Source organism: Pseudomonas sp. P4_B3 (genome assembly GCF_056402295.1).
The window spans coordinates 288,828-313,337 of sequence record NZ_JBFUHR010000003.1 but is presented as its reverse complement, the minus strand read 5'-3'; the positions used below and the strand labels follow the sequence as shown (position 1 = coordinate 313,337).

At 60.4% G+C, this 24,510-nt stretch carries 23 protein-coding genes; 21 read left to right on the top strand and 2 right to left on the bottom strand.

All coding sequences use genetic code 11. The features are described from left to right. Positions 1–464: 464 nt before the first annotated feature. The 4 genes from AC1DWG_RS05405 to AC1DWG_RS05390 are packed head-to-tail and all read left to right on the top strand — an operon-like array spanning position 465 to position 4,823. On the top strand, positions 465–935 hold the full coding sequence (locus AC1DWG_RS05405) for a (2Fe-2S)-binding protein (RefSeq protein ID WP_477754354.1): 471 nt from the start codon (positions 465–467) through the stop codon (positions 933–935). Then, positions 932–3,253 carry a xanthine dehydrogenase family protein molybdopterin-binding subunit gene (locus AC1DWG_RS05400; protein ID WP_477765394.1) on the top strand — a complete coding sequence of 774 codons (2,322 nt, stop codon included), beginning with the start codon at positions 932–934 and terminating at the stop codon, positions 3,251–3,253. Before AC1DWG_RS05405 ends, AC1DWG_RS05400 begins: the two co-directional genes overlap by 4 nt. After that, positions 3,253–4,236, top strand: coding sequence for an XdhC family protein (locus AC1DWG_RS05395; RefSeq protein ID WP_477787433.1), 984 nt, complete (start codon positions 3,253–3,255; stop codon positions 4,234–4,236). Before AC1DWG_RS05400 ends, AC1DWG_RS05395 begins: the two co-directional genes overlap by 1 nt. Further along, positions 4,233–4,823, top strand: coding sequence for a nucleotidyltransferase family protein (locus AC1DWG_RS05390; protein WP_477765392.1), 591 nt, complete (start codon positions 4,233–4,235; stop codon positions 4,821–4,823). The genes AC1DWG_RS05395 and AC1DWG_RS05390 overlap by 4 nt, the downstream gene beginning before the upstream one ends. Before the next feature lie 139 nt (positions 4,824–4,962). Here AC1DWG_RS05390 and rne read toward each other — a convergent pair whose 3' ends face one another. Continuing rightward, on the bottom strand, positions 4,963–8,208 hold the full coding sequence (rne, locus tag AC1DWG_RS05385; RefSeq protein WP_477787432.1) for a ribonuclease E: 3,246 nt from the start codon (positions 8,206–8,208) through the stop codon (positions 4,963–4,965). 703 nt (positions 8,209–8,911) lie between these two features. Here rne and rluC point away from each other — a divergent pair. The 3 genes from rluC to AC1DWG_RS05370 are packed head-to-tail and all read left to right on the top strand — an operon-like array spanning position 8,912 to position 11,537. Next, positions 8,912–9,874 (top strand): 23S rRNA pseudouridine(955/2504/2580) synthase RluC, encoded by a 963-nt coding sequence (gene rluC / locus AC1DWG_RS05380; RefSeq protein WP_477754359.1) that lies wholly within the window; start codon positions 8,912–8,914, stop codon positions 9,872–9,874. Then, positions 9,861–10,523: an HAD-IA family hydrolase gene (locus AC1DWG_RS05375; protein WP_477754360.1), complete on the top strand. Its 663-nt coding sequence runs from the start codon at positions 9,861–9,863 to the stop codon at positions 10,521–10,523. Before rluC ends, AC1DWG_RS05375 begins: the two co-directional genes overlap by 14 nt. A gap of 24 nt (positions 10,524–10,547) precedes the next feature. Beyond that, a complete protein-coding gene (locus AC1DWG_RS05370; RefSeq protein ID WP_477754361.1) occupies positions 10,548–11,537 on the top strand; it encodes a S49 family peptidase in 990 nt (329 codons plus the stop codon). A 153-nt stretch (positions 11,538–11,690) separates the two neighbouring features. Here the strand turns inward: AC1DWG_RS05370 and AC1DWG_RS05365 are convergent, their stop codons facing one another. Continuing rightward, entirely contained in the window at positions 11,691–12,269 is a 579-nt protein-coding gene (locus tag AC1DWG_RS05365) for a Maf family protein (RefSeq protein ID WP_477754362.1), read from the bottom strand. Between the two features lie 105 nt (positions 12,270–12,374). On the opposite strand from AC1DWG_RS05365, the gene AC1DWG_RS05360 reads away from it, so the two are divergent. From AC1DWG_RS05360 to AC1DWG_RS05295, 14 genes are all read left to right on the top strand, one after another. Then, the gene (locus AC1DWG_RS05360; RefSeq protein ID WP_007942001.1) at positions 12,375–12,902 is read left to right on the top strand and encodes a YceD family protein; all 528 of its coding nucleotides are present in this window, start codon (positions 12,375–12,377) and stop codon (positions 12,900–12,902) included. A gap of 13 nt (positions 12,903–12,915) precedes the next feature. Then, entirely contained in the window at positions 12,916–13,098 is a 183-nt protein-coding gene (rpmF, locus tag AC1DWG_RS05355) for a 50S ribosomal protein L32 (RefSeq protein WP_003179396.1), read from the top strand. Positions 13,099–13,102: 4 nt separating this feature from the next. Next, complete coding sequence (gene plsX / locus AC1DWG_RS05350) at positions 13,103–14,113, top strand: phosphate acyltransferase PlsX (protein WP_477765389.1); 1,011 nt, start codon at positions 13,103–13,105, stop codon at positions 14,111–14,113. Between the two features lie 125 nt (positions 14,114–14,238). After that, on the top strand, positions 14,239–15,177 hold the full coding sequence (fabD, locus tag AC1DWG_RS05345) for an ACP S-malonyltransferase (protein WP_477765388.1): 939 nt from the start codon (positions 14,239–14,241) through the stop codon (positions 15,175–15,177). A 16-nt stretch (positions 15,178–15,193) separates the two neighbouring features. Continuing rightward, positions 15,194–15,934, top strand: coding sequence for a 3-oxoacyl-ACP reductase FabG (gene fabG / locus AC1DWG_RS05340; RefSeq protein WP_007997043.1), 741 nt, complete (start codon positions 15,194–15,196; stop codon positions 15,932–15,934). Positions 15,935–16,131: 197 nt separating this feature from the next. Further along, a complete protein-coding gene (gene acpP / locus AC1DWG_RS05335; RefSeq protein WP_003175607.1) occupies positions 16,132–16,368 on the top strand; it encodes an acyl carrier protein in 237 nt (78 codons plus the stop codon). A 108-nt stretch (positions 16,369–16,476) separates the two neighbouring features. Next, on the top strand, positions 16,477–17,721 hold the full coding sequence (fabF, locus tag AC1DWG_RS05330) for a beta-ketoacyl-ACP synthase II (protein ID WP_477759907.1): 1,245 nt from the start codon (positions 16,477–16,479) through the stop codon (positions 17,719–17,721). Then, entirely contained in the window at positions 17,721–18,536 is an 816-nt protein-coding gene (gene pabC / locus AC1DWG_RS05325; protein WP_477754366.1) for an aminodeoxychorismate lyase, read from the top strand. The genes fabF and pabC overlap by 1 nt, the downstream gene beginning before the upstream one ends. A 3-nt stretch (positions 18,537–18,539) precedes the next feature. Continuing rightward, positions 18,540–19,772 carry an endolytic transglycosylase MltG gene (mltG, locus tag AC1DWG_RS05320; RefSeq protein WP_477765387.1) on the top strand — a complete coding sequence of 411 codons (1,233 nt, stop codon included), beginning with the start codon at positions 18,540–18,542 and terminating at the stop codon, positions 19,770–19,772. A gap of 19 nt (positions 19,773–19,791) precedes the next feature. After that, entirely contained in the window at positions 19,792–20,424 is a 633-nt protein-coding gene (tmk, locus tag AC1DWG_RS05315; RefSeq protein ID WP_477765386.1) for a dTMP kinase, read from the top strand. Beyond that, positions 20,417–21,403, top strand: a complete 987-nt coding sequence (locus AC1DWG_RS05310) for a DNA polymerase III subunit delta' (RefSeq protein WP_477759906.1) — start codon at positions 20,417–20,419, stop codon at positions 21,401–21,403. The genes tmk and AC1DWG_RS05310 overlap by 8 nt, the downstream gene beginning before the upstream one ends. 73 nt (positions 21,404–21,476) lie before the next feature. Continuing rightward, positions 21,477–22,265 (top strand): TatD family hydrolase, encoded by a 789-nt coding sequence (locus tag AC1DWG_RS05305; RefSeq protein WP_477765385.1) that lies wholly within the window; start codon positions 21,477–21,479, stop codon positions 22,263–22,265. A gap of 387 nt (positions 22,266–22,652) precedes the next feature. After that, positions 22,653–23,291: a TetR/AcrR family transcriptional regulator gene (locus AC1DWG_RS05300; RefSeq protein ID WP_108215361.1), complete on the top strand. Its 639-nt coding sequence runs from the start codon at positions 22,653–22,655 to the stop codon at positions 23,289–23,291. A gap of 137 nt (positions 23,292–23,428) precedes the next feature. Continuing rightward, positions 23,429–24,397 carry a GTP 3',8-cyclase MoaA gene (locus AC1DWG_RS05295; protein WP_477765384.1) on the top strand — a complete coding sequence of 323 codons (969 nt, stop codon included), beginning with the start codon at positions 23,429–23,431 and terminating at the stop codon, positions 24,395–24,397. Positions 24,398–24,510 lie beyond the last annotated feature (113 nt).

The window sequence follows — 24,510 nt, the reverse complement described above, 5'->3', positions numbered from 1 at the left end:
CTGTTGTGCAGGGCAAGGCGCGAGAAGCGTGGTTTGGTCATTCCAAATAAGCTTCGAGCAACGCAGCCCTGCACAACAGCAGGCCCGGCCCTTCGGGTTGTGCCTTAAAACGGGCCAGGCTGCGTTGCAGGCCTTGGAAAGGGAACAACCATTTCCAGCGGCCTGCGCCTTGCCTGGCCCGCTTTAAGGCGACAACGCGACGGGAAAACTAATTGAGAACGCCCCCTAAGCTTCCAGGACGGATCAAAAAGCCCTGCACGATGTTTATCGTGCAGGGCTTTTTTGTTAATGCTCGGTTAACTTAGTCAGCTAACGATGCACACTCTTGCTCCACCAAAGGCCCGGTGCAGACGTCTGCGTCTGCACAAGAGAGCCCATTAGCCTGAGTCGATCTGCGTGCGACCCACCGAGATCCCGCGGCAGATTGCTCGACCCCACAACTCAAGATCCATGCGGGCGTGCCCATGATTACCCTGAAGCTCAATGGTCAAGACCATCAACTCGACGTCACCGAGGACATGCCGCTGCTCTGGGCGATCCGCGACGTGGCCGGTTACAACGGCACCAAGTTCGGCTGCGGCATGGGCCTGTGCGGGGCCTGCACCATTCATATCGAAGGGGCTCCGGCCCGCAGTTGCATCACGCCCATCGGTTCAGTCACCGGGCAGAATGTCAGCACCATCGACAACCTGCACGCCGATCCGATCGGCAAAGTCGTGCAGCAAGCCTGGCTCGACACGGCAGTCGCCCAATGCGGCTTCTGCCAGGGTGGGCAAATCATGTCGGCGACGGCGCTGCTCAAGACCAATCCGAACCCCAGCGATGAGCAGATCGAAGAAGCCATGGTCGGCAACATCTGTCGCTGCGGCACCTACAACCGCATCAAGACCGCGATCCGCCAGGCCTCCACTCACCTGAAGGAGGCCAAGGCATGAGCCGGTTACCGAATGATTTCGCCCTGAGCAATCTCAGTCGGCGTGGTTTTATCAAAGGTGTCAGCGCAGCCGGTGCATTGGTCGTCGCCGCGAGTTGGGGCTGGCAGGACGCGTTTGCCGAAGAGAAAGAGAAAAAATTCGGCGCCGACGGCATGCCCCATGGCTGGGTCGATGACCCTAAGGTGTATGTCAGCATCGCCGCCGATGGCACGGTGACCGTGATCTGCAACCGCTCGGAGATGGGCCAGGGCGTGCGCACCAGCTTGACCATGGTGGTGGCCGATGAACTGGAAGCCGACTGGGCGATGGTCAAGGTGCAGCAGGCCCCCGGCGATGAAGTGCGCTTCGGCAACCAGGACACCGACGGCTCGCGCAGCATGCGTCACTGGTACGAGCCGATGCGTCGCTGCGGTGCCGCCGCGCGGACCATGCTCGAACAGGCCGCCGCCGCACAATGGAAAGTGCCGGTCGGTGAATGCCATGCGCAACTGCACAAGGTCGTCCATGAGCCTTCTGGTCGCGAGCTCGGATATGGCGCCCTGGCCTCCGCCGCAGGCGCCTTGCCGGTTCCGGCCCGCGACAGCCTGAAGCTCAAGCAGCCGGCTGAGTTCCGTTACATCGGCAAGGAAGGCACCAAGGCCATCGATGGGGAGGACATCGTCAACGGCCGGGCGGTGTACGGCGCCGACGTGCATTTCGACGGCATGCTGTATGCGACCATTGCGCGGCCCACGGTGTATGGCGGCAAGGTCAAAAGCTTCGATGGCAGCGCGGCGATGAAAGTCCCCGGCGTGGTCAAGGTGGTGCAGATCGAAAGCCGTCCGTTGCCTTCGGAGTTCCAGCCCTTGGGCGGTATCGCCGTGGTGGCGAGCAATACCTGGGCGGCGATCAAGGGCCGCGAGGCGCTGATAATCGAGTGGGACGACGGCCCCAATGCCAGCTACGACTCGATCGCCTATCGCAAGGAACTTGAAGCAGCCTCGCTCAAGCCCGGCAAGGTGGTGCGCAATACCGGCAACATCGACAAGGCCATGGCCAGCGCCGACAGCACCCTGGAAGCCTCCTACTACTTGCCGCATTTGTCACAGTCGCCGATGGAACCGATGGTCGCCATTGCGCGGTTCACGGACGGTGCCTGCGAAGCCTGGGGGCCAAGCCAGGCGCCGCAGGTCACTCGGGAACGGATCGGTGAACGCCTGGGCCTGCCGTTCGACAATGTCACGTTCAACGTGACCTTGCTCGGGGGAGGGTTCGGGCGCAAGTCCAAGCCTGACTTCATCATCGAAGCCGCCATCCTCGCCAAGGAATTCCCCGGTAAAGCGGTGCGGGTGCAATGGACCCGCGAAGACGACATTCATTGTTCTTACTTCCACACCGTATCGGCCGAATACCTCAAGGCCAGCCTGAACAAGGATGGCCTGCCATCCGGCTGGTTGCACCGCACGGTAGCCCCGAGCATCACCGCGTTGTTTGCACCGGGCATGAACCATGAGGCAGCGTTCGAACTGGGCATGGGATTCACCAACATGGCGTATGCGATCCCCAACATTCGCCTGGAGAACCCCGAAGCAACGGTGCACACCCGCGTCGGCTGGTATCGCTCGGTGTCGAACATTCCCCATGGTTTCGCGATCCAGAGTTTTATCGATGAGCTGGCGCACAAGGCCGGGGAGGATCCGCTGAAGTACCAGATCAGATTGCTCGGTCCGGACCGTCAGATCGATCCGCGAACCTTGAGTGACGAGTGGAACTACGGCGAATCCCCCGAGCGTTATCCGATCGACACCGCGCGCCTGCGCACGGTACTGGAGACCGCTGCCAAGGCCGCCGGTTGGGGGCGCGAGTTGCCCAAGGGCCGCGGTCTGGGACTGGCGGTGCATTACAGCTTCGTGACGTATGTGGCGGCGGTGATCGAAGTGGAGGTCAAAGACGACGGCACGCTGGTGGTGCACAAGGCCGACATCGCCGTCGATTGCGGACCACAGATCAATCCCGAGCGCATTCGCGCGCAGTTCGAAGGTGCCTGCGTCATGGGCCTGGGGAATGCGGTGCTGGGAGAAATCAGCTTCAAGGACGGCAAGGTCCAGCAGGATAACTTCCACATGTACGAAGTGGCGCGCATGTCCCTGGCACCAAAAGAGGTGGCCGTGCATCTGGTGACGCCGCCGGGCAACGTGCCATTGGGCGGTGTGGGTGAGCCGGGCGTGCCACCGATTGCACCGGCACTGTGCAATGCGATCTTTGCGGCCACCGGCAAACGCATCCGCAACCTGCCGGTTCGTTATCAGCTGTCGGGCTGGCAGAAGGCTGGCGCCTGATGGACAGCGCCGATCTGAACGTCCTGCGCAGTGTGTTGCAATGGCATCGCGCCGGTCAGCGGGTGGTGTTGTACAGCGTGGTCGAAACCTGGGGCACTGCGCCCCGGGCACCCGGCGCCATGCTGGCCTTGCGTGAAGACGGCATGGTGATTGGTTCGGTCTCGGGCGGGTGTGTCGAAGATGACTTGATCGCCCGGCTGCACGACGGACGCCTTGCGCTTGACGGGTCGCCGGTGCAATTGATCACCTACGGCGTGACCCGCGAGGAAGCCGCACGTTTCGGCTTACCCTGCGGTGGCACCTTGCGCTTGACCGAGGAGCGTATCGACGATGGGGCTTGGGTCGAGCAATTGCTCGCCCGTTGCGAGGCCCATGAAATCGTTGCCCGTGAACTGAACCTGGCCACCGGCGAAGTGCTTTTGCAGCCGGCCAATAAAGCTGACGTGTTGACGTTCGATGGACAGACCTTGCGTGCGATCTATGGCCCGCGCTGGCGCTTGCTGCTGATCGGCGCGGGGCAGCTATCGCGCTATGTCGCTGAAATGGCCCGCCTGCTGGATTTCGAGGTGCTGATTTGCGATCCGCGTAGCGAGTTCGTCTACGGCTGGGAGGAGCAGCACGGACGATTCGTTTCGGGCATGCCGGATGAGGCGGTGTTGAATATCGAGACCGATGAACGCACGGCCATCGTGGCCTTGACCCATGATCCGCGTCTGGACGACATGGCGCTGCTCACGGCCCTGGATTCCAGGGCTTTTTACGTCGGGGCGCTGGGGTCGCGGGTCAACAGCCAGAAGCGCCGGGAAAACCTGGCTCAACTGGGTTTGTCGCAACCGGCGATTGACCGCTTGCATGGTCCGATCGGTTTGCACATTGGCAGTCATAATCCAGCGGAAATTGCCTTGTCGCTCATGGCGGAAATCGTGGCGGTCAAAAACGGCGTCGAACTGAAGCAGAAGAAAGTCTTGCAGGAGAGGGTATGAGCGAGTCCATTGGCGTCGTCGTGCTGGCGGCGGGGCAGGGCAGCCGCTTTCGTCAGGTGGCGGGCGCCGAAAAGGATAAATTGCTGGCCGATTGCACCGGGCGTGACGGCGTGGTGCGGTCCGTCATCGAGCATACGTTGGTCAACCTTCCGGCGACGCTGGACAAACGCGTACTGGTGACCACTGCTGACCGCCCGCAGGTTATTCGCATGGCTCAGGCCTATGGTTGCGAGATTGTACTGATCGAATCGACGGGAATGGGCGACAGCATTGCCGCGGGAGTCGCTGCCTGCAAGCAACTCGATGGCTGGCTGATGGTGCTGGGGGATATGCCGTTCATCCTGCCATCCAGTATCGGGCAAGTGGTGGCGGGTATTGGCGATGACAGTATCAGCGTGCCTGTGCAGAGCGGTGAGTGCGGGCATCCGGTCGGGTTCGGACGGGACTTCGCGGCGGGGTTGATGGCGCTATCGGGGGATCGTGGCGCCAAATCGCTATTTGCCCAAGGGCGGGTAGTTGAAGTTACGGTGAATGATCCCGGGGTTTTGTGGGATGTGGATGTACCGCAGAAATTGGTTTTTGAGTGAAGTCGTAAAGATCGCAGCCTTCGGCAGCTCCTACGTCGATCATCTGTAGGCGCTGCCGAAGGCTGCGATCTTTTGATCTTTACTGAAATAAAAAGCCCCGCCTGGATCACCAGGCGGGGCTTTTCAGTGGCCGATGGAATCAGACGAGAGGTTTAGGCTCGTGTTCTTTTTCCTCGGCTTGCTCGTGTTGCTCTACCGTTTTCTGAACGGAGCGCGGCGCTTCGTGGATCACCGACTCAACCGGCTCGGCAGCCACTTCAGCGACCGGGGCAGGCGCTGCCTCAACCACTTCAGCAGCAACCGGTGCAGGCTCGGCAGCAACAACCGCTTCAGCCGGAGCAGCAGCGGCAGCCAGTTCAGCTTCCTTCTGCAGACGCTCGGCTTCACGCTTGCGACGACGCACTTCACGTGGGTCGTTAGGCGCACGGCCACTTGGCGTCAGGGCGCTGACAGGAGCGGCTTCGACTACCGGTGCAGGTGCTTCGGCAACGACCGGTGCTTCAACGACTGGCGCTTCAACCACCGGCGCTGGAGCCGGTTCTGCAGCAGCAACCACCGGCTCGGAAACCATGGCTTCAGCCACTTGGGTTTCAGCGGCTTCAGCGACGGCTGGCTCGGCAACCCAGTTGAATGCGGTTTGCTCTTCGCGAACTTCACGCACGGTTTCAGTCACGGTTTCAACAACCGCTTCTGCAGCCACGGCAGGAGTTTCTACCACTGGCGCTGGCTCGGCAGCCGCTTCAACAGCTGGCTGAGCTTCTGGCGCTGGCGCTACTTCGATCTCCGGCGAGGCGGTGACTTCGACCGGTGTGGTCGCTTCAACGACTGGCGCTTCAACCGGAGCTGCTTCCAGGGTAGCGGCAGTGGCGCGTTCGGCTTGCACATTGGCTTGCGCTTCAGCTGGAGCGCTGATCACGCTGCTGGCAACGGCTGCGGTGACAGCCAGGCCGGCGGCCAGATCGGCAACGCTTGGTGCTTCAGCGTTTTCGCCGGACTCGGACTCTTCCGAACCTTCGATCACATTGCCGTTGGCGTCACGCTGACGCTCGCGACGGTTGCTGCGACGACGCTGGCCACGGGAGCGGCGGCGTGGACGATCGCCTTCGGCGCCTTCCTGACCTTCTTCCTGCAGTTGCTCTTCGTTGGTGGTCAGTTCTTCTTCAGCTTCGGCTGCGGCAGCTTGTTCGGCACGTGGCTGACGCTCTTCACGCGGAGGGCGTGGCGCGCGTTCTTCACGTGGCTGGCGGGCTGGACGCTCTTCAGCGGTAGCAGCGGCGGCTGGAGCAGCCGGAGTAGCCGGAGCGGCATCCAGAGGCTCGCGCAGTTCACGAACGCGTTCTTCGCGCTCACCCCGTGGCTTGCGATCTTCACGCGGAGCGCGCGGGGCACGTTCTTCGCGAGGAGCGCGTGGTGCGCGTTCTTCGCGGGCGACTGCCGGAGTTTCTTCGCGGGTCTCGCGAGGTTCGCGCACTTCGCGTGGTTGGCGCTCTTCACGCGGTTCACGTGGGGCGCGTTCTTCACGCGGTGCACGTTCTTCGCGAGGCTTGCGCTCTTCATCGCGGCGAACATTACGGTTGCGGCTTTGCTGGCGACCGTTGCGACGCTCTTCGTTGCGGGCTGGACGCTCGGCAGCAGGCTTTTCAACCACAACCGGCGCGACAGGCTCTTCCTTGGTGGCAAACAGGCTCACCAGCGACTTAACCAGGCCTTTGAACAGGCTTGGCTCTGGCACGGCAGCCGGAGCAGGGGCCGGAGCGGCAACTTCGGTCGGAACCGGAGCATTGGCGCGGGCCGGCGCCGTCTTGACCGCTGCTTCCTGGCGAACCAGGGTGCGGGTCGCAGCGGCTGGCTGGACTTCTTCCACTTCGGCAGCGGCAGCGGCGATTTCGTAGCTGGACTGGTTGGTGGCCGCTTCGGGGCTGTCATCACGCAGGCGCTGCACTTCGAAGTGCGGCGTCTCGAGGTGATCGTTCGGCAGAATGATGATGCGGGCGCGGGTGCGCAGTTCGATCTTGGTGATCGAGTTGCGTTTTTCGTTGAGCAGGAACGCAGCCACCGGGATCGGCACTTGTGCACGAACTTCGGCGGTACGGTCTTTCAGGGCTTCTTCTTCGATCAGGCGCAGGATCGCCAGGGACAGCGATTCAACGTCACGGATGATGCCGGTGCCGTTGCAACGCGGGCAGACGATGCCGCTGCTTTCGCCCAGGGATGGACGCAGGCGTTGACGGGACATTTCCAGCAGGCCGAAGCGCGAGATGCGACCGACTTGCACGCGAGCGCGGTCGGCTTCCAGGCATTCGCGGACTTTCTCTTCCACGGCGCGCTGGTTCTTGGCAGGGGTCATGTCGATGAAGTCGATGACGATCAGGCCGCCGATGTCGCGCAAGCGCAACTGACGGGCGATTTCTTCGGCCGCTTCAAGGTTGGTCTGCAGGGCGGTTTCTTCGATGTCGCTGCCTTTGGTGGCGCGCGCCGAGTTGATGTCGATGGACACCAGGGCTTCGGTCGGGTCGATGACGATGGAACCGCCGGAAGGCAGTTCGACGACGCGCTGGAAAGCGGTTTCGATCTGGCTTTCGATCTGGAAACGGTTGAACAGCGGAACGCTGTCTTCGTACAGTTTGATCTTGCTGGCGTACTGCGGCATCACCTGGCGGATGAAGGTCAGAGCTTCGTCCTGGGCTTCAACGCTGTCGATCAGCACTTCGCCGATGTCCTGGCGCAGGTAGTCGCGGATCGCGCGGATGATCACGTTGCTTTCCTGGTAGATCAGGAACGGCGCGGAACGATCCAGCGAGGCTTCCTTGATGGCAGTCCAGAGTTGCAGCAGGTAGTCGAGGTCCCACTGCATTTCTTCGCTGCTGCGGCCCAGGCCGGCAGTGCGCACGATCAGGCCCATGTCGGCCGGTGCAACCAGGCCGTTCAGGGCTTCACGCAGTTCATTGCGCTCTTCGCCTTCGATGCGACGGGAGATACCGCCGGCACGCGGGTTGTTCGGCATCAGCACCAGGTAACGACCGGCCAGGCTGATGAAGGTGGTCAGGGCGGCGCCCTTGTTGCCACGCTCTTCTTTTTCGACCTGAACGATGACTTCCTGGCCTTCGCTCAGGACGTCCTTGATGTTGACGCGACCTTCCGGGGCTTTCTTGAAGTATTCGCGGGAGATTTCTTTGAGGGGCAGGAAGCCGTGGCGCTCAGAGCCGAAATCGACAAAGGCAGCCTCGAGGCTTGGTTCGATGCGAGTAATCCGGCCTTTATAGATGTTGGCCTTCTTCTGCTCGCGTGCACCGGATTCGATGTCCAGGTCGTAGAGGCGCTGGCCATCTACCAGTGCAACACGCAACTCTTCGGGTTGAGTTGCGTTAATCAGCATTCTTTTCATGTAGTACCGTCGGTTTCCGGGCTGCCGGAAACGGCGTTCGGCACACACGACTTCTCACGGTCGGTGTCAGGTGCGTCGGGAGTGGTTGGCCATTTCCCGTGTCCAGCGAAGTCCGGCCAATGTGGGCCTTCATCGCGACGTACGCGTCCTGCTTGCTGTGGCTACTTAAGCACTCAGTCAGGAGGAGGAATCAACCAGCGGCTGTGGACGAGATGAAGCGTCTTGAGAAAGCCTGTTGCTACACAGTCCGGCGGTTGTGCATCTCCACCCTACACGTATCCCTGATAATTCGGGTGCTGCCGCGCGCAGAATCCGCAGCGGGTTGGCATTTACCGTGAGCTCCGAAAGGGGGAGGTCACGCATCATGGCTAATTTAGGCGTTGTTTCCGATGCCTTCGCTCGGGGTCATTTGCAGCTGACTGCACTTTGTGAACTGGCCGTGAATATGGCGCGCAAAACGAGTGGAAAACTCTGCTTTGTGGCGTGATTCAGGCCTCATGTCACCTGCGCTCGTTACACCTGCAAACTCCACCGTTACGTAGCGAAAGCCCCGTAGGACGGCCTCGCGTCCTGGTGAATTGCGTTGGTCAGGGCCGGTTTTTGACCGTTGGTCCGCTGTCCAGGCCGCTTTTGGCGACGTTCGCGACTATAGCAGTAATGATTAAGTGCTTCAATTCCATAAAAAATTGTTATCATCCGCGGCATGACGACGACTACCCCCCCGACTCCAGGCGTACAACTGCTTGAGGTCTCGCCGGAATATGCCGGCCAACGTATTGATAATTTCCTTCTCGCCCGACTCAAAGGCGTGCCCAAGACCTTGATTTACCGCATTTTGCGCAAGGGCGAAGTGCGTGTGAACAAAGGTCGGATCAAGCCCGAGTACAAGTTGCAGGCGGGCGATATCGTGCGCGTGCCGCCGGTTCGTGTGCCCGAGCGCGACGAGCCGGTGCCACTGGCGCAGGGGTTGCTGCAGCGACTCGAAGCCTCGATTGTCTTCGAAGACAAGGCCCTGATCGTGATCAACAAGCCTGCGGGCATTGCGGTTCATGGCGGTAGCGGCCTGACTTTCGGGGTGATCGAAGCCTTTCGTCAGTTGCGCCCCGATTGCAAAGAGCTCGAGCTGGTTCACCGTCTCGACCGTGATACCTCCGGCCTGTTGATGATCGCCAAGAAACGCAGCATGTTGCGCCACTTGCACACCGCGTTGCGCGGTGATGGCGTCGACAAGCGCTACATGGCGCTGGTCCGCGGTAACTGGGCGAGCTCGATCAAGCAAGTCCGTGCGTCGCTGGGCAAGAGCAATCTGCGTTCCGGCGAGCGCATGGTCGAGGTCGACGAGGAGGAGGGGAAGGAGTCCGTGACCGTGTTCAAGGTCCTGCGCCGCTTCGGCGACTTTGCCACCATGATCGAGGCCAAACCGATTACCGGCCGGACTCACCAGATCCGTGTCCACACCCTGCACGCCGGGCATTGCATCGCTGGCGACACCAAGTATGGCGACGAAGGTTTCAGCAAGGAAATCCGCGATCTGGGCGGCAAGCGTCTGTTCCTGCACGCCTACATGCTGACCGTGCCACTTCCCGATGGTGGTGAGCTGAAGCTGCAAGCGCCGGTCGACGAGATGTGGGCCAAAACCGTGGAGCGATTGAGTGCGCCCATCTGATTACAAACTGCTGATCTTCGACTGGGACGGCACGCTGGCCGATTCCATTGGCCGGATTGTCGAGGCAATGCACGTTGCCTCGCAGCGCTCCGGATTTGAGCTGCGCGATGATTTTGCCGTCAAGGGCATCATCGGCCTGGGCTTGCCGGAAGCGATCCGCACGCTGTACCCCGAAATCGCTGATGCCGAGCTGATCGCGTTCCGTGAGCACTATGCTGAGCATTACATTGCGTCGGAGGCTGTGCCTTCGCCGCTGTTCGAGGGTGTGGTCGAGTCGCTCGAGGCGTTTCGTGCCGAGGGCTATCATCTGGCTGTGGCGACCGGCAAGGCCCGTCGCGGGCTGGATCGGGTGTTGAAGTCCCATGGCTGGGAGAATTACTTTGATATCACCCGCGCTGCCGACGAGACCGCCAGCAAGCCCCATCCGCTGATGCTCGAGCAAATCCTGGCCCATTGCGAGGTTCGCCCGGAACAGGCGTTGATGGTCGGTGATTCGTCCTTTGATCTGCAGATGGCACGCAACGCCGGCATGGGCTCGGTGGCCGTCAGTTATGGCGCCCAATCGATCGATGCGTTGAAGTTGTATGAGCCGCGACTTGCCATCGACCGTTTTTCAGAATTGCATGCCTGGCTGAGTCAGCGGGCTTAACCGGTTGTTTTTGGGGTGGATGGCATGACCGACGAATGGAAGGCGCCCGCCAAGGCGAGCGCAGAGAGCGGTGACGACAAAAGCTGGAAGTTGCTGGAGAAGACACTGCTGGCCGGCGTGCAGGAGCAGCGCCGGTCCCGTCGCTGGGGGATATTCTTCAAGCTGCTGACTTTTGTGTATCTGTTCGGCGCAATTGCCCTGTTTTCGCCGCTGATGGATATGGAAAAGGCCGCTACCCGCAGTGCCAATTACACGGCGCTGATCGATGTGACAGGCATGATTGCCGACAAGGAGCCGGCCAGCGCAGACAATATCGTTGGCAGCCTGCGCGCGGCTTTCGAGGACGACAAGGTCAAGGGCGTCATCCTGCGCATCAACAGCCCGGGCGGCAGTCCGGTGCAGTCGGGTTATGTCTATGACGAGATCCGTCGCCTGCGCGGCCTGCACCCGGACACCAAGCTGTATGCGGTCATTTCCGACCTGGGGGCTTCCGGTGCCTACTACATCGCCAGCGCGGCGGATCAGATCTACGCCGACAAGGCGAGCCTGGTCGGCTCCATCGGTGTGACGGCAGCCGGTTATGGCTTTGTCGGCACCATGGAGAAGCTGGGCGTCGAGCGTCGCACTTACACCTCTGGCGAGCACAAGTCATTCCTCGATCCGTTCCAGCCACAGAAGCCGGAAGAAACCGCCTTCTGGCAGGGCGTGCTCGATACGACCCACCAGCAGTTCATCAATAGCGTCAAGCAAGGGCGTGGCGATCGCCTGAAGGACAAGGAGCATCCGGAGCTGTTTTCCGGTCTGGTCTGGTCCGGCGAGCAGGCGTTGCCGCTGGGGTTGATCGACGGGCTGGGCAATGCCAGTTCGGTTGCGCGGGATGTGATCGGCGAGAAAGAACTGGTGGACTTTACCGTTCAGGAGTCGCCGTTCGATCGCTTCTCGAAAAAACTCGGTGCCAGCGTGGCTGAGCATTTGGCGATGTGGATGGGTTTTAACGGTCCGTCGCTGCGCTGAGTCTCTTGTGATAAAAAAACCGGCATCAGCCGGTTTTTTTTAGAATCAAAAGATCGCAGCCTGCGGCAGCTCCTACAGGATTTGGGTGTGCCCGCGATTCATGGGTGAAACCGGCCCGCGTAGGAGCTGCCGAAGGCTGCGATCTTTTGATCTTCAGGGGATTTGCACGCCTTCGGTCAGGAGCATGTCGGTCAAACGAATCAGTGGCAGGCCGACGAGGCTGGTGGCGTCAGGGCCTTGCGTGCTTTGAAACAGGCTCACCCCCAACCCTTCGGCCTTGAAGCTGCCTGCGCAGTCGTAGGGCTGCTCGGCGTGCAGGTAGCGTTCGATGCGGGGTGCGTCGAGTGTGCGCATGTGTACGGTGAACGGCACGCAATCGACCTGGCAGTGCCCGGTCTGGCTGTTGAGCAGGGCCAGGCCGGTCAGGAACGTCACGCGTGTGCCGCTGGCGGCCAGCAGTTGTTCGCGGGCTTTTTCGAAAGTGTGGGGCTTGCCGATAATTCGCTCTCCCAGCACGGCGACCTGGTCGGAACCGATTATCAGATGAGCGGTATGGCTGTCGGCCAGGGCGCGCGCTTTCTCTTCGGCGAGGCGCTTGACCAGCTCGATCGCGGATTCGCCAGGGCGATGGCTTTCGTCGATATCCGGCGAGCTGCACGTGAAAGGCAGCTGCAGGCGGGCCAGCAATTCCCGGCGATAGACCGAGCCAGAAGCGAGTAATAAAGGCAGCATGCGCATCTCCATAAGGCAGGTGCGAATTCTAGCGAGGCTTCCAAGTGACGGACAGGGCTGAATTTCCTTTGACATGGGCGGGTGCATCCCTATAATGCTGCGCCTATGTTGAATGACCCGATTCCACCTCACGTTGACCCGCGCAAATTGGCTGATCGTGGCACCACCCTTCAAGGTGAAATGCTGCTGGCCGATTTGGAGAGACTCTGCGACCCGCTTTCCGACAATGTCGGTACGGTGCAGGCTAAATTCGTTTTTGAACGAGATGAACGTAAATCTGTGGTCATCCACAGCTTTATCGACACTGAAGTCAAAATGGTTTGCCAGCGTTGTCTTGAGCTGGTCACCCTGCCGATCCACAGCGAATGCAGTTACGCCGTGGTGAAGGAGGGTGCGAATACCCAGTCGTTGCCGAAAGGTTATGACGTGCTGGAACTGGGCGAAGATCCTTTGGATCTGCAGTCACTGATCGAGGAGGAGCTTCTGCTCGCCTTGCCCATTGTGCCTGCTCATCATCCGGAAGAATGCCAGCAGCCGGCGGGAGCAGATGAGCCCGAACCGAGCGAGGACGAGGTAACGCGGTCCAACCCGTTCAGTGTATTGGCGCAGTTAAAGCGTGACCCAAACGTTTAGGAGTTAATCAATTATGGCTGTTCAGCAGAACAAAAAATCCCGCTCTGCCCGTGACATGCGCCGTTCGCACGACGCTCTCGAGGCTAGCACCCTGTCTGTAGAAAAAACCACCGGTGAAGTTCACCTGCGTCACCACGTATCGCCAGAAGGCGTATACCGTGGTCGTAAAGTGATCGACAAGGGCGCTGACGAGTAATCACTTGTCCGCTCAAGTCATCGCGATTGACGCAATGGGCGGGGACTTCGGTCCCCGCAGCATTGTTCAGGCCAGCCTTGCTTGCCTGTTTGCTACACCCTCGCTGCACCTGACCCTCGTCGGTCAACCCTCCCTGCTTGAAGAATTGATCGCTGGCCATTCGGCTGTGGATCGCGCGCGCCTGTCGATTGCCCCGGCGAGCGAAGTCATTACCATGGACGAAAAACCCACCCAGGCCTTGCGTGGCAAACCTGACTCGTCGATGCGTGTAGCCCTGGAGTTGTTGCGCGACGGCAAGGTCCAGGCCTGTGTCAGTGCCGGCAATACCGGGGCGTTGATGGCGTTGTCGCGGTTCGTGCTCAAGACCTTGCCGGGTATTGATCGTCCGGCCATGGTCGCGGCGATTCCGACGCAGAAAGGTTATTGCCAGTTGCTCGATCTGGGCGCCAATGTCGATTGCAGTGCCGAGCATCTGTTGCAGTTTGCAGTCATGGGCTCGGTTGCCGCGGAGACTCTGGGCATCACCCGTCCACGGGTTGCGTTGCTGAATATCGGCACCGAAGACATCAAGGGCAACCAGCAGGTCAAGCTGGCCGCCACTTTGTTACAGGCCGCTCGCGGCATCAATTACATCGGTTTCGTCGAAGGCGACGGTTTGTACCGCGGCGAAGCGGATGTGGTGGTGTGTGACGGTTTTGTCGGCAACATCCTGCTCAAATCCAGCGAAGGCCTGGCGACCATGATTGCCGGGCGCATCGAGGCGTTGTTCAGAAAGAACGTAGCCTCTCGCGTGGTCGGCGCGCTGGCGCTGCCCTTGATGAAGCGTCTGCAGGCCGATCTGGCACCTGCCCGGCATAACGGCGCGAGCTTTCTCGGATTGCAGGGGATCGTGGTGAAGAGCCACGGTTCTGCCGGAGTGCAGGGTTTTCAGAGCGCCATTCAGCGCGCACTGATCGAAATTCAGGAAAACCTGCCCGAGCGCATTCACGGTCGTCTGGAGGATTTATTGCTTTAGGCGTTTTCGTCGGACAATGCTTAAATGTGACCGGTTGGTTCGATGGGCCATCCAACTGTCAGTTTCTTGCGCCCCCCAAGCGGGACGCCAATTCTCCGACGACAAGATCATTAGGGGCTTGTTACATGTCTGCTTCCCTCGCATTCGTCTTTCCGGGACAGGGTTCGCAGTCCCTCGGCATGCTGGCCGAGCTGGGCGCGCAACATCCGGTTGTTCTCGAAACATTCAAAGAAGCTTCCGATGCACTGGGTTACGACCTGTGGGCACTGACCCAGCAAGGGCCGGAAGAGCAACTCAATCAAACCGATAAAACCCAGCCGGCCATTCTGACTGCCTCGATTGCCCTGTGGCGTCTATGGCTGGCGGAAGGTGGTGCGCGCCCGGCATACGTTGCCGGGCACAGCCTGGGTGAATACAGCGCGCTGGTCGCGGCAGGCAGCCTGAGCCTGGGCAATGCAGTGAAGCTCGTCGAACGTCGTGGCCAGCTGATGCAGGAAGCCGTGCCGGCCGGACAAGGCGGTATGGCTGCCATCCTGGGCCTGGACGATGCCGACGTACTGGCAGCCTGTGCCGAAGCGGCGCAAGGCGAAGTGGTCAGTGCGGTGAATTTCAACTCACCGGGCCAGGTGGTCATTGCCGGTGCCAAGGCTGCCGTCGAGCGCGCCATCGAAGGCTGCAAGGCGCGTGGCGCCAAGCGCGCCATGCCGTTGCCGGTCAGCGTGCCGTCCCATTGCGAGCTGATGCGCCCGGCTGCCGAGCGTTTCGCCGAATCGATCGCCGAGATCGACTGGCAGGCACCGCAGATTCCTGTGGTACAGAACGTCAGTGCCCAGGTGCCGGCCGATCTGGAAACCCTCAAGCGTGATTTGCTCGAACAGCTGTACAAGCCGGTACGCTGGGTCGAATCCATACAGGCGCTGGCAGCCAAGGGCGCGACCAACCTGGTCGAGTGCGGCCCGGGCAAAGTGCTGGCGGGTCTGAACAAGCGTTGCGCCGAAGGCGTGTCGACATCCAACCTCAATACCCCAGACGCTTTCGCTGCCGCCCGTGCAGCGTTGGCCTGAATCAGGAGAAGCTTGCATGAGTCTGCAAGGTAAAGTTGCACTGGTCACCGGTGCGAGCCGTGGCATCGGCCAGGCCATCGCCCTGGAACTGGGTCGTCAGGGCGCCATCGTTGTGGGTACCGCGACCTCCGCGTCGGGTGCCGAGCGCATTGCCGCGACCCTGAAGGAAAACGGTATTCAAGGCACTGGCCTGGAACTCAACGTCACCAGCGACGAGTCCGTGGCGGCTGTTCTGGCGAGCATTCAGGAGCAGTTCGGTGCGCCGGCGATCCTGGTCAACAATGCCGGCATCACCCGCGATAACCTGATGATGCGCATGAAAGACGACGAGTGGCACGACGTTGTCGATACCAATCTGAACAGTCTGTTCCGCCTGTCCAAGGGCGTTTTGCGCGGCATGACCAAAGCCCGTTGGGGCCGAATTATCAGTATTGGTTCGGTTGTGGGTGCCATGGGCAACGCAGGCCAAGTAAACTACGCTGCCGCCAAGGCTGGTCTGGAAGGTTTCAGCCGTGCTCTGGCGCGTGAAGTCGGTTCGCGTTCGATTACGGTAAACTCGGTGGCCCCTGGGTTCATCGATACCGATATGACCCGTGAACTGCCCGAGGCGCAGCGTGAAGCCTTGCAGACGCAGATTCCGCTGGGTCGTCTGGGGCAGGCTCAAGAGATCGCGTCCGTGGTCGCTTTTCTTGCGTCGGACGGTGCGGCTTACGTTACCGGAGCTACAATCCCGGTGAACGGCGGGATGTACATGTAATTCAAATGTGACGGATTGCTTCAAAAAAATGTCATACGAGCTGTCTAAAATCCGTTATAAAGCTGCAATCTATTTTATAGGCATAGGGTCACCGGGTTTGAGGAGTGAAGCTTTCAGTTGAAAAGCTGAAAAGTCTTTCTATACACTTACCCACTGGCCAGCCGCCTGAATTTGTCCATTAGGAGTGAAAACAAGGTATGAGCACCATCGAAGAGCGCGTCAAGAAAATCGTTGCTGAGCAACTGGGCGTTAAAGAAGAAGAAGTGGTCAACACTGCTTCCTTCGTAGAAGACCTGGGTGCCGACTCCCTTGACACCGTTGAGCTGGTGATGGCTCTGGAAGAGGAATTCGAGACCGAAATCCCTGACGAAGAAGCCGAGAAGATCACTACTGTACAAGCTGCAATCGACTACGTTACTAGCCACCAGGCGTAATAGTTTGTAATCGTTGCTCGCTGTCATGGAAAAACCGCACTGCCATCACGGCGTGCGGTTTTTTCTTTAGGCCTGATGCAAAGTCGTCATTTGAAAAAGGAGAGTGCTGTGTCGCGTAGACGCGTCGTAGTCACCGGTATGGGTATGTTGTCGCCACTGGGCACGGATGTGCCAAGCAGCTGGCAGGGCATTCTGGCTGGCCGCAGTGGCATTGGTCTGATCGAACACGCCGACCTTTCTGCCTATTCCACCCGTTTTGGCGGCTCGGTAAAGGGCTTCAATGTCGAGGAATACCTGTCGGTCAAGGAAGCCCGCAAGCTCGACCTGTTCATTCAATACGGTCTGGCCGCAGGTTTTCAGGCGGTACGCAATTCCGGCCTGGAAGTCACCGACGCCAACCGTGAACGCATCGGCGTGGCCATGGGCTCGGGTATTGGCGGACTGACCAATATCGAAGAAACCGCCCGCACGCTGCACGAGACCGGCCCACGACGGATTTCTCCGTTCTTCGTGCCAGGCTCGATCATCAATATGATTTCCGGTTTCCTGTCGATCCATCTGGGGGCACAGGGACCTAACTACGCCATCGCCACGGCCTGTACCACCGGTACTCACTGCATTGGCATGGCGGCCCGCAACATCATGTACGACGAAGCCGACGTGATGATTGCCGGCGGTGCCGAGATGGCCGCCTGCGGCCTGGGCATGGGCGGCTTCGGTGCCTCCCGCGCGCTGTCGACCCGCAACGACGAGCCAACCCGCGCCAGCCGTCCATGGGACAAGGGCCGCGATGGCTTCGTGCTGTCCAACGGTGCCGGTGCGCTGGTGCTGGAAGAGCTCGAGCACGCCAAGGCGCGTGGCGCGACCATCTACGCCGAGCTGATCGGTTTCGGCACCAGTGGCGATGCCTACCACATGACTTCGCCGCCAGCCGATGGCGCCGGTGCTGCGCGCTGCATCACCAATGCGCTGCGCGATGCCAAAATCAATGGCGATCAAGTGCAGTACATCAATGCCCACGGCACTTCGACTCCCGCAGGCGACCTGGCCGAAGTCAATGCGATCAAGTCGGTGTTCGGCGAGCACGCCTACAAGCTGGCCGTCAGTTCGACCAAGTCCATGACCGGTCACCTGTTGGGTGCGGCGGGCGCGGTCGAGGCGATCTTCAGCGTGCTGGCAATCAACAGCCAGGTAGCGCCGCCGACCATCAATCTCGATGAGCCGGACGAAGACTGCGACCTTGATTTCGTGCCGCACACGGCGCGCAACATGGATATCGATGTGGTCGTTTCCAACTCCTTCGGTTTTGGCGGCACCAACGGCTCGCTGGTGTTCCGCCGGTTCGCAGGCTGATGGACAGCTGGGTCGACGGTCAGCCGGCTGACGCTTTGTCGCTGAAGGATCGCGGCCTGGCTTATGGCGATGGTCTGTTCGAGACCATCGCCGTGCGCAACGGGCAGCCCGTATTGCTGGACCGGCATCTGTCGCGTCTGGCGGACGGCTGTTCGCGTCTGGCGCTTGCCGCCGATCAGGCGTTGATCCGCAGCGAACTGCTGGCCTACGCCGCGGCACTGGGTGACGGGGTGCTCAAGCTCATCCTCACTCGTGGCGATGGTCTGCGCGGTTACGCCCCGGATCCTTCGGCTCAGGCCCGACGCATTCTGCAAGGCAATCCACCCGTTGCTTACCCTGCCGTGCATGGCGAGCAGGGTGTTCGTCTGTTTCCTTGCTCCACGCGATTGTCCAGACAGCCATTACTGGCCGGCCTCAAGCACCTGAACCGTCTTGAACAAGTCCTCGCCCGTGCCGAATGGCAGGACACCGAGCATGCCGAAGGCTTGATGCTCGATCAGGCCGGGCGCGTGATTGAAGGCGTGTTCAGCAATTTGTTCCTGGTGCGTGATGGCGCACTCATCACCGCTGACCTCAAGCGCTGCGGCGTGGCCGGCGTGATGCGTGGCGAAATATTGTCCCAGGCCAGGTCGCTGGGAATCCCCACGCAAATCACCGACATTCCCCTCGAACAACTGCAATGGGCTGACGAAGTCTTTGTCTGCAACAGCGTGTATGGCGTTTGGCCGGTGCGCGCCTGTGCTGCTCTTCACTGGCCGGTTGGGCCGCTCACCCGTAAACTCCAAATCATTGCCCGTGCGCTACTGGATGCTTGATACGTGAGACGTAAATTCTTGCTGCTGCTGGAAACCGGACTGGTTCTGGCAGGGCTGCTGTTGGGTGCTTCAGCCTGGAAAATTCATTCGGCGCTGGTACAGCCGCTGAACATTGCCCAGGAGCAATTGCTGGATGTGCCCAAGGGCACCACGCCGACCCGCACCTTCTACCGACTCGAAGCCAATGGCGTCATCAAGGACGCATTCTGGCTGCGGGTATATTGGCGCTTCAACCTCGCCAGGCAACCCCTGCACAGCGGTGAATACCGCATGAAGCCGGGCATGACCGTCGAAGGCCTGATCGACCTGTGGAAACGCGGGGAAATGGTTCAGTACAGCCTGACCCTGGTCGAAGGCTGGAATTTCCGTCAGGTCCGCGCAGCGCTGGCCAAAGAAGAGAAGCTCGACCATAGCCTCGACGGTTTGAGCGACAGCCAGGTCATGGACAAGCTCGGCCACAGCGGGATTTTCCCGGAAGGGCGCTTCTTCCCTGACACCTATCGTTACGTGCGCGGCATGTCCGATATCGAGCTGCTGAAAACCGCTTACGAGCGCCTCGACGAAGTGCTCGCCAAGGAATGGGAGCAGCGCGCCGCGGATGCGCCGTACACCGAACCCTACCAGGCGCTGATCATGGCCTCGCTGGTGGAGAAGGAAACCGGCGTACCGCAGGAGCGCGGGCAAATTGCCGGCGTGTTCGTACGACGCATGGCGATGGGCATGCTGCTGCAGACCGATCCGACGGTAATCTACGGCCTTGGCGACCGCTACAGCGGCAAGCTGACCCGGGCTCACCTCAAGGAATCGACGCCCTATAACACCTACATGAATGCGGGCCTGCCGCCGACGCCGATTTCGATGGTCGGTCGCGAAGCCATCCATGCGGCACTCAATCCGGTGGAGGGCAACAGCCTATACTTCGTGGCGCGCGGTGATGGCACTCACGTGTTCTCCGACGACCTGGACGCTCACAACAATGCTGTGAAGGAATTCCAGCTCAAGCGTCGTGCCGATTACCGCTCCAGCCCGGCGCCCGCCTCCACGCCCGAGACGCCGCCAACCGAGGCTGAGCAAACCGGTACGCAGGAGGCCAAGTCTTCGCAAGAGTTGGCTCCGATCCCGGCCGCTTCACCGAACACGGCTCCCGAGGCGCTACCGCAAGTGCCGGCGCAAGATCCTGCGCCAGCCCCTGAAATGCCGGAACCCGATGCCAACGCACCGAAAAGCCCGCAATGACTCTGACTAAGGACTGCCTGTGACTGGCTTGTTTATTACTCTGGAAGGCCCGGAAGGCGCCGGCAAGAGCACCAACCGCGAATACCTGGCCGAGCGCTTGCGCGCCGCCGGCATCGAGGTGGTGTTGACCCGCGAGCCGGGTGGCACGCCGTTGGCCGAGCGCATCCGTGAAGTACTGCTGGCCCCGGTCGACGAAGTCATGAGCCCGGACGCCGAGTTGCTGCTGGTGTTCGCGGCGCGTGCCCAGCACCTGGCCGAGGTGATTCGCCCGGCGCTGGCCCGCGGTGCCGTGGTCTTGTGTGATCGTTTTACCGATTCGACATACGCCTACCAGGGCGGCGGCCGTGGCTTGTCGCTGGAGCGCATCGCGACCCTGGAAACCTTCGTTCAGGGTGAACTGCGTCCGGACCTGACGCTGATTTTCGATCTGCCTGTCGAGGTCGGTCTGGCCCGCGCCAGTGCCCGCGGTCGTCTGGATCGCTTCGAGCTCGAAGGCCGGGCCTTTTTCGATGCCGTACGCAAAGCCTTCCTCAAGCGGGCCGAGGCGGATCCGGCGCGTTATGTGCTGGTCGATGCGGCCCAACCGTTGGCACAGGTTCAGCAATCGCTGGATGCCTTGCTACCGCGCCTGCTGGAGTTGAACCGTGGCTGAGGCCTATCCGTGGCAGGAAAACCTTTGGCAGCACCTGGCTGGTCGCGCCCAGCATGCGCATGCCTACCTGCTGCATGGCCCGGCCGGGATCGGCAAGCGGGCACTGGCCGAGCGCCTGATGGCCAGCTTGCTGTGCCAGCGCCCGAACGCGCTGCAAGCCTGCGGTGAATGCAAATCCTGTCTGCTGCTCAAGGCTGGTAGCCACCCGGATAACTACATCCTGGAACCGGAAGAAGCCGACAAGGCGATCAAGGTCGATCAGGTTCGCGACCTGGTCGGTTTCGTGGTGCAGACTGCGCAGTTGGGCGGGCGCAAAGTGGTACTGATCGAACCAGCCGAGTCGATGAACATCAACGCCGCCAACGCCTTGCTCAAAAGCCTTGAAGAACCGTCCGGCGATACAGTGTTGTTGCTGGTCAGCCATCAGCCGAGCCGTTTATTGCCAACCATCAAGAGTCGCTGCGTGCAGCAGGCCTGTCCGCTGCCGGGCGAGACCATGAGCTTGAAGTGGCTGGCCCAGGCGTTGCCGGAGTGTTCCGAAGAAGAGCGCGTCGAACTGCTGACACTGGCCGCCGGTTCGCCACTGGCGGCGGTCAATCTTCAGGCCCAAGGCGTGCGTGAGCAACGCATGCAAGTGGTGGAAGGGGTGAAAAAACTCCTCAAGCAACAGCAGTCGCCGACGCAACTGGCCGAAGAGTGGAAAAACATTCCGATGTTGCGCCTGTTCGATTGGTTCTGCGATTGGTCGAGCCTGATCCTGCGCTATCAGTTGACCCAGGACGAAGCTGGCCTGGGCCTTGCCGACATGCGCAAGGTCGTGCAATACCTGGCGCAGAAAAGCGCCCAGGGCAAAGTCCTCGATATTCAGGACTGGATTCTCGCCCAGCGACAGAAAGTCTTGAGCAAGGCCAACCTCAATCCGGCCTTGCTACTGGAGGCATTGCTGGTGCAATGGGCGTCGTTGCCTGGCCAAAGATGACTGTCCGCGCCTAGACTCCGAGTATCAGAACATCCGCCCGTCCCACCCATTCGATACAAGTTGCAGCCCTTTTATGCTCGTAGATTCCCATTGTCACCTTGATCGCCTCGACCTGGCCGCCCACGACGGCTCCCTGGATGCCGCCCTGGAGGCTGCCCGACAGCGCGGGGTAGGGCACTTTCTGTGTATCGGTGTCAGCGCGGACAACGCGGCCGACGTCAAAGCCCTGGCCGAACGTTATGACGACGTCGACTGCTCGGTGGGCGTGCACCCTCTGGATGTGCAGCCGGGGGCCGCGCCGGCGCTGGACTGGCTGTTGCAGGAGCTCAATCACCCGCGGGTGGTCGCCATCGGCGAAACCGGCCTGGATTACCACTACGAGCCGGAAGCGGCGCAGTTGCAGCAGGAATCCTTTCGCCTGCACCTGCAAGCGGCGCAGCAGACCGGCAAACCGGTGATCATCCACACCCGTGGGGCCCGCACCGATACCCTGGACTTGTTGCGTGAAGCGGCCTTGCCCCAGGCAGGCGTATTGCATTGCTTTACCGAAGACTGGGAAATGGCGAAGGCTGCACTGGACATGGGCTATTACATTTCCCTGTCCGGGATTGTCACTTTCCGCAATGCCGATGCGTTGCGTGATGTGGCCAGCAAGGTGCCGGCCGACCGATTGCTGGTGGAAACCGACTCGCCGTACCTGGCGCCGATTCCCCATCGCGGCAAGCCAAACCTGCCGCAGTACGTGCGTGAAGTTGCGGAATTTCTGGCAATGTTGCGTGGTGAGCCCTACGAGCGGTTTGCCGAGCAGACCACTGAGAACTTCAAGCGGTTGTTTCCGTTGGCGCATGTGAAATCAGTTTAGGGTTCGAAGCCGCTTTCGCGAGCAGGCTCGCTCCCACAAGGTTAAATCGCAGGCAAAAAAAACCCGGGTTCTGGGGGGTGAATCCGGGTTAAGACCATTAGGAGTAAAACAATGGTACGCGGTCCGTCGGTACCAATATCGGCGTGACACTTGGGGGAGATGCCCCGCCGACAGTTCAAGTATTGATCAGGATTGCGCCTAGTCCAGTTTGCGGGTCAGGGTTTTTAAACAAATTTGGAATACGTGCGCTTCGGAAGAGTTCTCATCACCCTGTAAACGTGCGCAGAATGACCAGAAAGCGCAGATATGGTCGGATGATCCGTGCATTTTTGCGCAAGTTAGGCATAATACGCGGCTTCGAATTTTGACCCCGACAGACCTTTTCTTATGCATAAAGAACCTCGTAAGGTCCGTGAATTTCGTCGCCGCGAGCAGGAAATTCTCGATACCGCGCTCAAGCTGTTCCTCGAACAAGGTGAAGACAGTGTCACCGTCGAGATGATTGCTGATGCTGTCGGTATCGGCAAAGGCACGATCTACAAGCACTTCAAGTCCAAGGCGGAAATCTATCTGCGCCTGATGCTCGACTACGAGCGCGATTTGAACACACTGCTGCATTCGGCCGATGTCGACAAGGACAAGGAAGCCTTGTCCCGGGCGTACTTCGAATTCCGCATGCGCGATCCACAACGCTATCGCCTGTTCGACCGCCTCGAAGAGAAAGTGGTCAAGGGCAACCAGGTGCCGGAGATGATCGAGGAACTGCACAAGATCCGTGCCTCGAACTTCGAACGCCTGACCCTGCTGATCAAAGGCCGGATCAGTGAAGGCAAGCTGGAAGATGTACCGCCTTACTTCCATTACTGCGCGGCCTGGGCGTTGGTGCACGGTGCTGTCGCGCTGTATCACTCGCCGTTCTGGAGCAATGTGCTGGAAGATCAGGAAGGTTTCTTCCAGTTCCTGATGGACATCGGCGTGCGCATGGGTAACAAGCGCAAGCGCGACACCGACACTCCCGGCAGCTGAGCCATTCAGTTGCCTTATTGCGCCATGATTTCGCTACTTGGCGCAGTGCCGCAGGAATATACTCAGGTAGAGGACTTGCTAAAACTTGATTTCTGGGTCAAGTTTTAGCGGCCCGATATTCTTCCGCCGGAGTGACCATGATCGTTGACCGTCAAGGCAGGCGTTTTCGCAACTTGCGAATCAGTCTGACCTCAGCCTGCAATTACGCCTGTACCTACTGTGTGCCCAATGGCAAGCGTCTGGTGGCTGCGCAGGATGAGTTGTCGGCCGAAGCCATGGCGCGCGGTGTGGCTTATCTGATTGAAGCGGCGGGGATCGAGCGTCTGCGCATTACCGGCGGCGAGCCGCTGGTCAGCCCGAAACTCGAAGCGTTCATGACGGCGGTCGGGCAGATGGGCCTGGAAGACATCAGCCTGACTACCAATGGCCAGTTGCTGGCGAAGAAACTGCCACTGCTGGTGAACGCCGGCATTCGGCGCCTCAACGTTTCCCTCGATACTCTCGACGCCAGTGCGTTCCGCACCATTGCCCGGGGCGGCGACCTGGCCACCGTGCTCGACGGCATGAACGAGGCCAGTGCGGCCGGCATGAAGATCAAGGTCAACATGGTACCGCTGCGCGGGCAGAACCTCGATCAGGTGATGCCGCTGCTCGACTACTGCCTGGAGCGCGGTTATGAACTGCGCTTCATCGAGCTGATGCGCATGGGCCACCTGGCCAACGATTCCAATGCTTTTCTGCAACAGTTCGTCAGCCTCCAGCAATTGCTGAGCCTGATCGGCGAGCGCTACGAGTATCTGCAGGCCGATGCTCCGGTCGATGCGACGGCCGTTCGCTATGAAATTCCCGGCCTGGGTTATTTCGGCGTGATCGCCAATGAAAGTGTGCCTTTCTGCCGTACCTGTTCACGCTTGCGTTTATCCTCCACCGGGTGGCTGCATGGCTGCCTGTCGTCGAGCAATCGCCATTACATCGGCGACCTGCTGGACAAGCCGCGCCATCAAGCACTGCCGGCCTTGCAGAGGCTCCTGGTGAAAGCCTTGGGCGACAAGCAGGAAGTGGCGTTCTCTGGTGGCGCGACTGTCATGAAGATTATCGGCGGCTGATCGTCCGTCATCGCGAGCAGGCTCGCTCTCACAGGTATTGCATAAATCCTTGTGGGAGCGAGCCTGCTCGCGATGACGATAGATCAGTCAACAATGTTCATGAGCTGGCGCGG